At 70.3% G+C, this 12,622-nt stretch carries 9 protein-coding genes; 3 read left to right on the top strand and 6 right to left on the bottom strand.

Features of this window, described 5'->3' with window-relative positions; genetic code table 11:
- From BAY15_RS00500 to BAY15_RS00480, 5 genes are read right to left on the bottom strand one after another with little or no spacing between them, the layout of a single operon-like run.
- Nucleotides 1-312, bottom strand: coding sequence for an STAS domain-containing protein (locus tag BAY15_RS00500; RefSeq protein ID WP_068847978.1), 312 nt, complete (start codon nucleotides 310-312; stop codon nucleotides 1-3).
- Entirely contained in the window at nucleotides 302-964 is a 663-nt protein-coding gene (locus BAY15_RS00495; RefSeq protein ID WP_068847976.1) for an MlaC/ttg2D family ABC transporter substrate-binding protein, read from the bottom strand. The genes BAY15_RS00500 and BAY15_RS00495 overlap by 11 nt, the downstream gene beginning before the upstream one ends.
- Nucleotides 961-1,485 (bottom strand): outer membrane lipid asymmetry maintenance protein MlaD, encoded by a 525-nt coding sequence (gene mlaD, locus BAY15_RS00490; RefSeq protein ID WP_068854468.1) that lies wholly within the window; start codon nucleotides 1,483-1,485, stop codon nucleotides 961-963. The genes BAY15_RS00495 and mlaD overlap by 4 nt, the downstream gene beginning before the upstream one ends.
- Before the next feature lie 37 nt (nucleotides 1,486-1,522).
- On the bottom strand, nucleotides 1,523-2,272 hold the full coding sequence (locus tag BAY15_RS00485) for an MlaE family lipid ABC transporter permease subunit (protein WP_068847974.1): 750 nt from the start codon (nucleotides 2,270-2,272) through the stop codon (nucleotides 1,523-1,525).
- The gene (locus BAY15_RS00480; RefSeq protein ID WP_068847972.1) at nucleotides 2,272-3,060 is read right to left on the bottom strand and encodes an ABC transporter ATP-binding protein; all 789 of its coding nucleotides are present in this window, start codon (nucleotides 3,058-3,060) and stop codon (nucleotides 2,272-2,274) included. The genes BAY15_RS00485 and BAY15_RS00480 overlap by 1 nt, the downstream gene beginning before the upstream one ends.
- Before the next feature lie 233 nt (nucleotides 3,061-3,293).
- Here BAY15_RS00480 and recC point away from each other — a divergent pair, with 233 nt between their 5' ends.
- From recC to recD, 3 genes are read left to right on the top strand one after another with little or no spacing between them, the layout of a single operon-like run.
- A complete protein-coding gene (recC, locus tag BAY15_RS00475) occupies nucleotides 3,294-6,638 on the top strand; it encodes an exodeoxyribonuclease V subunit gamma (RefSeq protein ID WP_068847970.1) in 3,345 nt (1,114 codons plus the stop codon).
- Nucleotides 6,635-10,282, top strand: coding sequence for an exodeoxyribonuclease V subunit beta (gene recB / locus BAY15_RS00470; protein WP_068847968.1), 3,648 nt, complete (start codon nucleotides 6,635-6,637; stop codon nucleotides 10,280-10,282). The genes recC and recB overlap by 4 nt, the downstream gene beginning before the upstream one ends.
- Entirely contained in the window at nucleotides 10,279-12,168 is a 1,890-nt protein-coding gene (recD, locus tag BAY15_RS00465; protein WP_068847966.1) for an exodeoxyribonuclease V subunit alpha, read from the top strand. The genes recB and recD overlap by 4 nt, the downstream gene beginning before the upstream one ends.
- Before the next feature lie 27 nt (nucleotides 12,169-12,195).
- Here the strand turns inward: recD and BAY15_RS00460 are convergent, their stop codons facing one another.
- Nucleotides 12,196-12,618, bottom strand: coding sequence for a hypothetical protein (locus BAY15_RS00460; protein ID WP_068847964.1), 423 nt, complete (start codon nucleotides 12,616-12,618; stop codon nucleotides 12,196-12,198).
- Nucleotides 12,619-12,622 lie beyond the last annotated feature (4 nt).

Genomic DNA, 12,622 nt, shown 5'->3' with positions numbered 1-12,622 from the left:
TCAGCTCGCGGCAGAAGGGGCATTGAAATCCAGGGACGGCGCCAGCCGATAGGCGGCGCTGAGTTCGGTGAAACCAGGAGGGGTACCGTTGAGAACCAGCGTACGCCCGTTCGCGCGCGCGCGCGCCGACAGCTCGGCCAGCAGCGCCAGGCCGGCGCTGTCCACGCCCTCCACCGCCGCCAGGTCGAGCTGGGAGATGCTGTCGGGGAGGGCCTTCAGCTGCGGCCACAACGCCACGACCGCATCGCGGTCCAGCACGCCGGTGAACCGGGCGCGCGGACCGTCGAGCTGCACGGTGGCGTTACTTGCCATTACCGGCCGGCCCGGCCTGCAGGGTACCGCCCCGCAGTTCCTTGGCCACTTCCTGGATGCCCTTCTGGCGCAGCGGGCCGTCGAACTGGGTACGGAAGGTCTGCACGTAGGAAATGCCTTCGATATTGACGTCGAAGATCTTCCACTGGCCGTTGACGTTGCGCATCAGGTACTCGACCGGGGTCGACTCGCTGCCGGCACGCAGCAGCTCGGTCGATACCTTGACCCCGCGGTTGCCCGGCAGCGGCTGCTCGCCCTTCAGGCGGAAGCTCGGCTTGCCCTGGATGGTAAGCAGGGCCGAACCGTAGCGCTGCATCAGGTTGTCGGCCATGGCATCGGCGAACAGCTTCACGTCCGCGTCCGAAGCCGTGCGCGCGTTGGAACCCAGCACCAGGCGCGCCGCGTAATCACGGTCGAAGGTGCGGTTGAGCTCGCTGTCGATATAGCTGCGCAGCGCGGTCGGGTTCTTGCTGAACTCCGCACGGCGCTGCTGCAGGGTGTTCAGGATGCGGGTGCTGGCATCCAGCACCACCTTGCCGGCCTGGCTCTGCGGCGCGGCGGCGGTGGCCGGGGCGGCCTGGGCAAACGACAGCGAGGGCAGGGTGGCGAGCAGGGCCGAAGCGAGCAGCGCCGGAATCAGGGTCTTTTTCATTTCTGCGGTTCCGTTGCCGGCGCTTCCGCGCCGGGAGCTTCCTGGGAAGCGGCGCCGGCATTGCCCGGGCCGCTGAACATGTACTTGCCAACCATCTGGATCAGGTCCACGGCTGGCTGGGTGAAGACGATCTCGTCACCGGACTTGAGCACCTCCGGGTCACCGCCCGGTTGCAGTCCGATATAGCTCTCGCCGAGCAAACCGCTGGTGAATATGCCGGCGGAGGTATCCGCCGGCAGGTCCTTGAACTTCGGGTCCAGCTTCAGGGTGACGATCGAATCGAAGCGGACCGGGTCCAGGTCGATGTTGCCCACCTGGCCCACCACCACGCCGCCGATCTTCACCGGCGCCTGCTTGCGCAGCTGGCCGATCTGGGTGAAGCGCGCCTTGAGTTCATAGCCCTCGCTGCCGAAGCCCCAGCGCTGGTTGGTGGACGCCATCGCCAGCACCAGCAGCGAGGCCAGCGCCAGCAGCAGGAACGCGCCGACGGAAAATTCGAGTCTGGGACCGCGGATGGCCATGTTCATCTCACCGTATCTGATCAAAGGGGGGTGCGGGTCAGCGGAACATCATGGCCGACAGCACGAAGTTGAACATCAGCACCAGCAGCGAGGCGTTCACCACCGCGCGGGTGGTGGCCACCGACGTGCCCTCGATGGTCGGCTCGGCGTGGAAGCCCACGTACGACGCCACCAGCGCGGCGGTGCCGCCGAAAATGGCCGACTTCAGCATTGCCACGCCGAAATCGTCCCAGAAATCCACGCTGTTGCTCAGCGCCGACCAGAACACGCCGTTGTCCAGGCCCAGCACGTGCACGGCTTCGAAGTAGCTGGCGCTGATCGCCAGCGAACAGAAGATGCCGGTGAGCAGGGGCACGGTGAGCACCGCCGCCCAGAAGCGCGGTGCCACCACCTTGGCCACCGGATCGATCGCCATCAGCTCCAGCGCCTTGATCTGGTCGGTGGCGCGCATCAGCCCCAGCTCGGCGGCAATCGAGCTGCCGGCGCGGCCAATGAACAGCAGCGCGGTCAGCACCGGTGCCAGTTCGCGGTACAGCGACAGGCCCAGCAGGGTGGACAGCGCATCTGCGGCGCCGAACGTGGTGAGCGTGCGGTAGCCCTGCAGGGTCAGCACCAGGCCCACGAAGGCACCGCCCACCGCGATGATCGGCAGCGAACGCGCGCCCACCTTGTAGATCTCGCGCGTCAGCTCGGCCAGGAAATCGGCGGTCGGCAGCGATCCGCGCAGCACGGTCAGCGAGAACAGGCCGGCCCGGCCCAGTGAACGGGTGCTTTCAACGAACGGCATCAGGCCACCTTCGCGCGGGGCGCGGCATCGAACGGGATCGGGCCGTCCGGCTGTCCGTGCAGGAACTGGCGCAGCAGCGGGTCCTGGCTGGACTCCAGCGCGGCCGGGCTGCCCTGGAAGACCACGCCGCCATTGGCAATGGCGATCACCTGGTCGCAGATCGGCAAGGTCTCGTGCACATGGTGGCTGACGATGATGCTGGTCAGGCCCAGGCTGTGGTTGAGGCGTTGGATCAGGCTCATGATCACGCCGCTGGCGATCGGGTCCAGCCCGGTCAGCGGTTCGTCGTAGATCATCAGCGGCGGGTCCAGTGCCAGCGCGCGCGCCAGCGCCACCCGGCGCGCCATGCCGCCGGACAGCTCGCGCGGCCAAGCATCGGCTGCGGCCAGCAGGCCCACCGCGTGCAGCTTCATGTCTACCAGCCGGCGCAGCACCGGCGCCGGCAGCTTGGTATGCGTGCGCAACGGCAGCGCCACGTTCTCGGCCACGGTCAGGTCGGTGAGCAGCCCATTGCCCTGCAGCAGCACGCCGACACTGCGGCGCATCGCGCGCAACGCGCTGCTGCCGGTGGGAATCGGCTGGCCGAACAGGGTCACGGTGCCCGCCGCGGGGCGCAGTTCGCCGGTCAGGGCGGCCAGCAGCGTCGACTTGCCGCTGCCCGACGGGCCGAGCACGGCGGTGATGCTGCCACGCGGGACCGACAGCGAAACGTCGCGCAGGATCGCCCGACCGCCGCGATCGATACGCACGTTCTCCAACTGCACCAGCGGTTCTGCGGAAGCCGTCATGGACGCCATTAACAAAATTCCAACGTTGTAAGATCGTGGTGGGCGGCTGAACAAAACCGAACTGGACCGTGCAGTATTGTCGCATGTCGGGATCCCAAGCCCCGCCACGGCGCGGTTCCCGGTCCGCAACAGTGCGTACCGCCCTCATCTGTGCGGGAGGTCACAGACGTCACCGGCTGCCGCCCGTATCGGCGAGGGTCGAGATTGGCGCCGGGCTGCGGCACACTGCCGCGATGACCGACCCCGCTTCAGACTTCCGCCTGTACCACTCCAATTCGCTGGACGTGCTGGCCGCGCTGCTGGCCCGCACCCTGCGCGAGCCGGTGGCGGGGCAGTCGATCCTGGAGCCGGACGTGGTGCTGATTCCCCAAGTGGCGATGCGGCGCTGGCTGCAGTCCACCCTGGCGGCGGAGTATGGCATCGCCGCCAACCTGGCGTTCCTGACCCCGGGCGAGTTCGTGGCCCGCGCGCTCAATGCCAATGTGCCGGGCGAACATGACGACCTCACTGCCGCCGCGCTGCACTGGAAGCTGTACGCCGCGCTGACCGACCCGCTGCTGATGGCGCAGCCGCCGCTGCGCGCGCTGCAGGCGTACCTGTCCCAGCCCGACCCGCTCAAGCCGTGGGCGCTGGCCGGGGAGCTGGCCTCGGTGTTCGAGAAGTACCAGGCCTGGCGCCGCGACTGGCTGCTGCGCTGGGAGGCCGGCGCCGACCCGCTGGATCCGCAGGCGATCCTGTGGCGCCACATCGGCAGCGGCCACCAGTACCGCGCGCGTCGCATCCATGCTTATCTCGACGGCTTCGAAGGCGCGGACCGTCCGTTGCCGGCGGGGCTGCCGCCGCGTCTGTTCGCCTTCGCCACCTTGAACGTCTCACCGGATGTGCTGCGCGTGGTGGCCACCCAGGCGCGGGTCGGCACGCTGCACTTCTACCTGCCCACGCCGACGCGTTCCTACTGGGGCGACCTGCAGACCCTGGGCGGGCGGCTGCGCGCTGGCGCGGTTGATCCGTTCGGCAATGGCAGTGATGAGAACCGCCTGCTGCAGGCCTGGGGCGCGGCAGGGCGCGACTTCATGGCGGTGCTGGGCAGCTATGAAGTGGTGCATCCGTCCGGTGAGATCGCGGCCTACGACGATCCCGAAGAGGACGCGCGCCCGGACATGGCGCACGGCGGCCTGTCCGACAGCCTGCTGCACCGCCTGCAGCGCGACCTGTTCCACCGCCGCGCGCAACCGGCCGGTGCGTTGCGCCCGGGGCTGCTGCGCAACGACCCCAGCCTGCAGGTGCATGCCTGCCACACCCGCCTTCGCGAGCTGCAGGTGCTGCACGACCAGCTGCGTGCACTGCTGCAGGACCCGCGCTTCGATCCGCCGCTGCAGGCACGCGACATCGCGGTGCTGGCACCGGACATCGACCCCTACGTGCCGTACCTGGAAGCGGTGTTCGGCGGCCGCAGCGGTGGCGAAGACCACATTCCCTACGCCCTGGCCGATACCAGTCCGCTGACCGGCGAACCACTCGCCGATGTGTTCGTGCACCTGCTGGGATTGCCGGTGTCGCGCTTTGGCCTCAATGAAGTGCTGGACCTGCTGGCGAGCGCGCCGCTGGCCGAAGCGGCCGGGCTGGATGCGGCCGCGTTCGACCGCCTGCACGACTGGCTGCAGGCCGCCGGTGCGCGCTGGGGCTTGAGTGCGGCGCACCGCGCGCAGCACCAGGCACCGGACGATGATGCCTACACCTGGCAGTTCGCGCTGGACCGCCTGCTGCTGGGCCATGCCAGCGGCAGCGACGGCGACATCGCCGGGGTGGCGCCGTGGCCGGAGCTGGAAGGCAGCGCACTGGATGCGCTGGACCGCCTGCTTGGGCTGATGCGGGTACTGGCCCGTTACCAGCGCGCACTGGGCGAGGCGCTGACACCGGCGCACTGGCGCCAGCGCCTGCTGGCCATGCTGGATGCGCTGTTGCCCGAAGCACCGGAAGCGGCCAGCAGCCAGCGCGCGCTGGAACGGCTGCGCAAGCTGGTCAACGAGTTCGCCCGCGATGCCGAACGCGCCGGGTTCACCGGTACGGTACCGCCAGAGGTCGTGCGCGCACATTTCGCCGGCGCCTTGAGCGAGGCCGACACGCGCGCGCCGCTGCTCACCGGTGGCATCAGCTTCGGGCGCATGGTGCCGATGCGGCTGCTGCCGTTCCGGGTGATCTGCGTGCTCGGCCTGAACGATGGCGATTTCCCGCGCCGCGACCCGGCCGCCGGGCTCAACCAGCTCACTGCCGAACTGGGTACCGACAAGCGCCGCCACGGCGACCGCTCGCTGCGCGAGGACGACCGTTTCCTGTTCCTGCAGCTGTTCGCCTCGGCGCAGGATGTGTTCTACCTGAGCTACCTGGGCGCCGATCCGCGCGATGGCAGCGTGCGCGAGCCCTCGGTGCTGGTCAGCGAGCTGATCGATGCCGCCGCCGAATACCATGAGGATCCCTCGGCGGCGGCAAAGCAGCTGACCGTGCGCCATTCGCTGCAGCCATTCTCGCCGGCCGCCTTCGGTGGCGGCGATGAGCCGCGCCGTTTCAGCTACCGCCAGCAGTGGCACCCGGCCGCCGGTTCGCTGGGCCGCGTGCGTCGCGCGCCGCCGGCGTGGTTCGAGCAGGCGCTGGCGCCGCTGGAGCAGGAGGGCATGCCCGAACTCTCGCTGGACGCGCTGCGCCGCTTCCTGGTCGATCCCGCCGGGCAGTTCCTGTCGCAGCGGCTGGGCCTGCGCCTGCCCGATGACCTGACCACCGCCGACGACCTTGAGCCACTGGTGCTGGCCGGCCGGGGACTGGAGCAACGCCTGCTTCAGCACGCGGTGATCGAGGCGACCCTGCAGGGCGATGACACCCCTCTCTATGCACGCCTGCGCGCCCGCGCGCTGCTGCCGTCCGGCGCACTGGGCGAACGCCAGTTCCAGGCCCTGCAGGAGCAGACCCGCCCGTATGCGTTGGCACTGGCCCAATGGCGCGGCGACAGCGACGCCGACAGCCGCCGCTATGAGGTGGAGATTGATGGCGTGCGCCTGCATGGGCGGGTGGACGACATCCACCCGCAAGGCATCGTGCGCCTGCGCGCGGGCAGCTTGAACGGGCCGGCGGCGATCCGGCATGGGCTGGACTGGCTGCTGGCCAACGCCGCCGGCGATGCGCTGGCCCTGGTCGAGTTCCACGACGGCGGCGACGACGGGGTAGGGCCGCACGTGCTGCCGGCAGTGCCCGCGCCCGCCGCCAGGGCGGCGCTGCAGGCGCTGTTGCAGCTGCGCCGCGACGGCATGCGCGCGCCCCTGTTGTATGGGCCGTACACCGCCTGGACGCTGTACCGCGCGCCCGCCGCCAAGCGCGAAAGCGAAGGCTGGGCGCAATGGCATGGCGGCGAACGCCGGTGGGGCGAAGCCAGCGGCGATGCGGTGCAGCTGGCCCTGCGCGGCCGCGATCCGTTCGCCGACGCAGACAGCTATCAACAGCTGCTGCACACCAGCTTCGTGGTGTTCAGTGCGGTCCGAGAGGGCCGGGTGTTCCAGGGCTTCAGCGACGAAGGAGCCGTGGCATGAGCCGGCTGATGCTGCAGGACGACCCGTACCTGTCGCTGCCGCTGGACGGCGTGCGCCTGATCGAGGCCAGCGCCGGCACCGGCAAAACCTTCACCCTGGCCACGCTGTTCACCCGGCTGGTGGTGGAGCAGGGTTACCGCATCGGCCAGATCCTGGCGGTGACCTTCACCGACGCGGCCACCCAGGAACTGCGCAAGCGCATCCGCGAGCGCCTGGCGCTGGCCGCGCAGCTGCTGGCGCGCGCACCGGCCGCCGACGACGCACCCGAGGTGCAGCTGACCCGCTACCTGCTGCAGCGCGAACTGGCGCTGGGCCGGGAAACACCCGCAGCGCTGGCCCAGCGCCTGCAGACCGCCGCCGATGAGATCGACCTGGCCTCGATCTTCACCATCCATGGCTTCTGCACCCGCGTGCTGCGCGAGCACGCGCTGGAAAGCGGGCATACCTTCGACCCGCCCACGCTGCTGCCCAGCGAACGCGAACTGCACGACCAGCTGGCGGCCGATCTGTGGCGCGTGCACGCCAACGACCCGGCCACGGTGGATGCGTTGACCCGGTTGTGGTCCGCGCCCGATGCGCTGGCGCGCGACCTGTCGGCGCTGATCAAGCCATTGCCGCTGCTGCCCGCGTTGCCGCAGCAGTATCTGGAGGATCCCAGCCCCGCGCTGCAGGTGGCCGCCGAGGCGCTCGGCAGTGCGATCGACGCGCATGTCGACGCCGCCCAGGCCAGCATCGCCAACGCCTTCGAGCGCAAGCTCTTCGACGGTCGCCGCGCGCGGAGGCCGAGCTTCGACAAAGCCTTTGCCGAGCTGCTGGCCGGTCGTGCAGCGCGCACCTGGCCGCGTGGTTCCACCTCGCACCTGGGCAAGCTGCTGCCGGTGGCGTTGCTCGGGTTCTGCAAGGAGGACCAGCAGGGCCATTGCCCGGCCTCGCCGCTGTTCGATGCGCTGCAGACCTGGTGGCACGCCGCCGATGCCTGCGACCAGTGGCTGCGGCAGCAGGCGCTGCTGCTGCTGCACCAGCTGCGCGGGCAGGCCCATGCGCGGCTGGACGAACTCAAGCGGGTCGGCCGCGTGCAGACCTACGATGACCTGATCGACGGCGTGGCCGCCGCACTGGAGGGCCCGCACCGCGCGGCACTGGTGCAGCAGCTGCGCGCACAGTACGCCATCGCGCTGGTGGATGAGTTCCAGGACACCGACGACCGCCAGTGGGGCATCTTCCAGCGCGTGTTCGGCGATTCGCCCGAAACCCGCGACGCCGGGCTGGCGCCGGCGCTGTTCCTGATCGGCGATCCCAAACAGGCCATCTACGGGTTCCGCGGCGGCGATATCCACACCTACCTCAAGGCCAAGCGCGAAGCAGAGGCCGCACCGGCGTTGAACCGCAACTTCCGCTCGCGCCCCGGCGTGCTGCGCGCGCTGCAGGCGTTGTACGCAGCCGCAGGCGAGCGCGCGTTCCTGGAAGCGGACATCGCCTTCGAACCGGTGCTGCCGGGCAGTACCCGCGACGATGCCGATTTCCTGCGCGATGGCCAGCCCGCACCCGGGCTGACCCTGCGCCTGCTGCGCAGTGACGATGGTGCTGACTTCAAGGCAGACCCCTCGCGCCAGCAGGCCACCGACGCCTGCGTGGCCGCGATCCACCAGGTGCTGCTGGAGGGTCGCGAAGGCCGCGCGCTGCTGCGCGGGCAGCCGGTACAGCCAGGCGACATCGCAGTGCTGGTGCGCCGCCACCATGAAGCCACCCGCATCCAGCGCGCGCTGAGCGCGGTGGGCATTCCGGCGGTGGCTGCCGGCAAGCAGAGCCTGTATGCGACCGCCGAAGCCCGCGAACTGCGCGTGCTGCTGCTGGCCCTGCTGCAGCCGGCCGATGAAGGCCGCCTGCGCGCGGCGCTGTCGACCGTATTGCTGGGCGAAAACGCCGCCGCCATCGACGCGATGGAGCGCGACGGCGACCCGCAGCGTGCGTTCCAGACCCGGCTGCTGCTGTGGCGGGAACGCTGGCTGCGCGGCGGGCCGTTCGCGGTCATCGCCGACCTGTGCGCCGAACACGCCGAGCGCCTGCTGGGCCTGCTGGATGGCGAACGCCGGCTCACCAACTACCTGCAGCTCGGCGAGCTGCTGCAGCAGGCCGCAGGCCAGGCGCTGGGCATGCACGGCCTGCTGGACTGGTTGCAGGTGCAGATGGCACACGCCGACCAGGACGATGAACAACAGCTGCTGCGGCTGGAATCGGATGCGCGCCGGGTGCAGATCATCACCCTGCACAAGAGCAAGGGGCTGGAATACCCGCTGGTGTTCCTGCCGTTCGTGGGCATCGACAGCGGTGGCGGCAACACCGACTCCAACTGCACCGTGTACGCCGAAGGTCGCCGAGAGCTGCACTGGAAGCTGGACAAGGACGAGGCCTGGAGCGCGGCCAGCGAGCGCAGCGCTCAGGAGCAACGCGCTGAAGACGCGCGACTGCTGTATGTGGGCCTGACCCGCGCCGAGCATGCGCTGTGGATCGCGGCCGGCGACCTGGCCGGGCTGGCGAAGACGCGGCTGGCGCCGATGCTGTCCGACCTGGAAGCGCTGCGCGCGCACCCGGACATCGCGGTGATCGAAGGCCCGGTGGAGCCGCGCCCGGCGCAGCTGCCAGTGCAGCGCGAAGGCGAGCTGCCGCCGGTGCGCGCCATCACCCGGCGGGTGCCGCACGACTGGTGGGTGTACAGCTTCACCCAGCTGGCCCACGCCGACGCCGGCCACGACACCGACGCGGTGGCCACCGAAGCGCCGGCCCCGGCAGCCGACGAACCGGCCGGCGTGGAACTGCCGCTTGAAGTGGAACCGCCCGCGCCCGGTGAGCCGCAGCCGGAGATCGACCCGCGCTTCATGGGCAGCCGCTTCGGCAACGTGCTGCACGATGCACTGGAGAACACCGATTTCGCGCGCTGGGCGGACTGGCGCGCGGGCGACCCGGCACCGGGCGATGAGGCCGAGGTGCTGCGCGAATCGCTGCGCAGCGAAGGCTACGCCGATGCCGACCTGGACGACGGCGTGGCGGTGCTGGTGCCGCTGGTCGGCCAGACCTTGACCGTGCAGCTGCCCGAAGGCGGCGCGCTGCACAGCGTGCCGCTGCACGACCGGCGGGCCGAGATCGAGTTCCACTTCGCCATGCAGCCCACCGCGGTGCCGGCGCTGCTGCAGCTGCTGCACCACCACGGGCTGGTGCCGGACCGCCGCGGCTTTGGCACGCGACGCCAGCTCGAGGGGCTGATGACCGGCAAGATCGACCTGACCTACGTGCGCGACGGACGCTGGTACGTGCTCGACTACAAATCCAACCGCTTGCCCGGCTACGACGCCGCGCGCCTGGCAGCCGCCATGCAAAGCAGCGAGTACGACCTGCAGGCCCTGATCTACACCGTGGCACTGCACCGCTGGCTGCGCTTCCGGCTGGGCAGCCACTACATACAGGAGCGCGACCTGGGTGGCATCCGCTATCTGTTCTGCCGCGGCCTGGAAGCGGGACGCGCGGACGCACCGGGCGTGCATGCGCAGCGCTTTGCCCCGGCCCTGGTCGAGGCGATGGATGCACTGTTCGCAGGCGGCCCCGGGAAGCACGCCGAACTGGTGGCACGCGCGCGGGGTGAGGCATGAGCCTGCTCGACGCACTGCTGAAGCAGGGCACCCTGCGCACGCTCGACCATGCGCTGGCGCAGAGCCTGCGCCGGCTGCAGCCGGAGACGCCGGATGCGGTGCTGGCCGCCGCCGCGCTGGCCTCGCTGGCGGTGGCGCAGGGCCACGCCGGCGTCGACCCGGCAGCGCCCCGGCGGTTGGTGGATGCCGAGCTGGACTGGCCTTCGCCGGACACATGGCTGGCGCAGCTGCGTGCGTCGCCGTGGGTGGCATCCCCCGACAGCGACGACGTGCTGGCCGCCGATGCACCGCTGGTGCTCGAACACGGCCTGCTGTACCTGCGCCGTTACCGCGAATACGAACGCCGTTTGGCACTCGGCCTGCAGCGCATCGCCGCGCATTCTTTGCCGGCGCACGACCCGGGCGGGCTCGCCACGCTGTTCGCCCAGCTGTTCCCGCAGGCGCTGGAGGGCATCGACCACCAGGCGCGCGCGGCTGCAGTGGCGCTGCGCCATCCACTGGTGCTGGTCACCGGTGGCCCCGGTACCGGCAAGACCACCACCATCGCGCGCCTGCTGGTGCTGTTGGCCGCGCAGGCGCAGCAGGCCGGTGCGGCCCTGCCACGGGTGGCACTGGCCGCCCCCACCGGCCGCGCCGCCGAGCGCATGGCCGACAGCCTGCGCCAGGCGCTGCAGCGGCTGCGCCTGGTGGGTGTCGCGTCCGAACTGGCCGAGGCCATGCCGACCACCGGGGCGACCCTGCACCGGCTGCTGGGCGTCATTCCCGATTCGCCACGCTTCCGCCACCACGCCGACAACCCGCTGCCGTACGACATCGTGGTCGTGGATGAGGCCTCGATGATCGACCTGCCGCTGATGACCAAGCTGGTCGAAGCGGTGGCCAGCGGCACCCGGCTGGTGCTGCTGGGCGACCCGGACCAGCTGCCGTCGGTGGAAGCCGGCGACGTGCTCAGCGCGATCCTGCAGGCCAGCGGCGACGGCTTGGGCACCCAGGCCGATGACGCCGCCGCGCTGCGCCCGCTGCTGGCCGCCCCTGCGTTGCTGCCGGTGGCCCCGCCCCGCGCGTTCGCCGGTCGCCGCGTGCAGCTGCAGCGCGGGTACCGGCAGAGCGATGCGCTGGACCTGGCGCCGCTGGCGCGCGCGGTGCGCGAGGGCGACAGCGCTACCGCGCTGCAGCTGCTGCGCGGCGGCAGCCTGGCCGGCGTGGCGTTCCACGAAGACCAGGTCGACCCACTGCTGCAGCACCGGCACACCCTGCTGGCGCACTGGCGCGGGTTGGGCGAAGCCGATGATCCGGTGCAGGCGCTGGCGCAGGCCGGACGGCTGCGCCTGCTCACCGCGCTGCGCGAGGGGCCGCAGGGTGCGCGCGGGCTGAACGAGCGGATCGAAGCCGCCCTGGCCGGCAGCGCGCGCCCGGGCAGCGGGCCCCGCTATTTCCATGGCCGGCTGCTGCTGATCACCGAAAACAGTTACCGGCACCGCTTGTTCAACGGCGATATCGGCTTGTGCCTGCGCAGCCGCGAAGGCGCGATGCTGGCCTGGTTCCCCGGCGACAGCCCGGAGCAGCCACGCGCCTTCCACCCGGCGGCGTTGCCCGCCCATGAAAGTGCCTTCGCCATGACCGTACACAAGGCACAGGGCTCGGAATTCGATGAGGTCTGGTTGCAGCTGCCTCGGCGCGACAACCGGGTGCTGTCGCGCGAGTTGGTGTACACCGGCATGACCCGCGCGCGGCAGGCGTTGCATGTACTGGGCAGTGCAGAGGTGATGCAGGCTGCGTTGGCGCGGCATGCCAGCCGGTTGTCCGGGCTGGCGCAGCGACTGGAGGGTAGAGCCGGGCCTTGCCCGGCTGTACCTGCAGCGCCCGCCCAAGGCGAACTCTGGTAGAGAAAGGCGCTACCGCCGCTTGCAGAATCAGGCGTTGCCTTCTTCTTCTTCCTCTTCCCCGGGAATCAGCACGGTGCCGTCCGGGTACACGATCGCACCGTCGCCGCTGACATCGAAGAAGCCGATCTGGTGCTTGTTGGCCAGGATCTGCACCTGGCCATGGGCGTCTTCGGCCACTTCGTCGTCGAACGAGGCATAGATGATATGGGTGCCGATGCTGTAGTCGGTCACCTGCGGGCGGTCATCCTCGTCATCGGACAGGGGGCCGTCCATCGGCGGGAAATCTTCGGCCAGTTCGGTGAAGAAGGCCTGCAGCGCCGGCACCGAGACGGCGGCGTCGTCGTACTCGTGCTTCTCGTTCCATTCGGTCTGAGCGTTGTACCACTGCAGGAACGCCTCCGCTTCGCGCGGCGCCACGGCCGGGTCGAACACCATCACGTCGTAACTCATTGGG

It is taken from the genome of Stenotrophomonas rhizophila (genome assembly GCF_001704155.1).
Classification (GTDB): Bacteria; Pseudomonadota; Gammaproteobacteria; order Xanthomonadales; family Xanthomonadaceae; genus Stenotrophomonas; species Stenotrophomonas rhizophila_A.
Note: the sequence above shows the minus strand (reverse complement) of the source record. Positions and strands in the feature narration are given on the sequence as shown.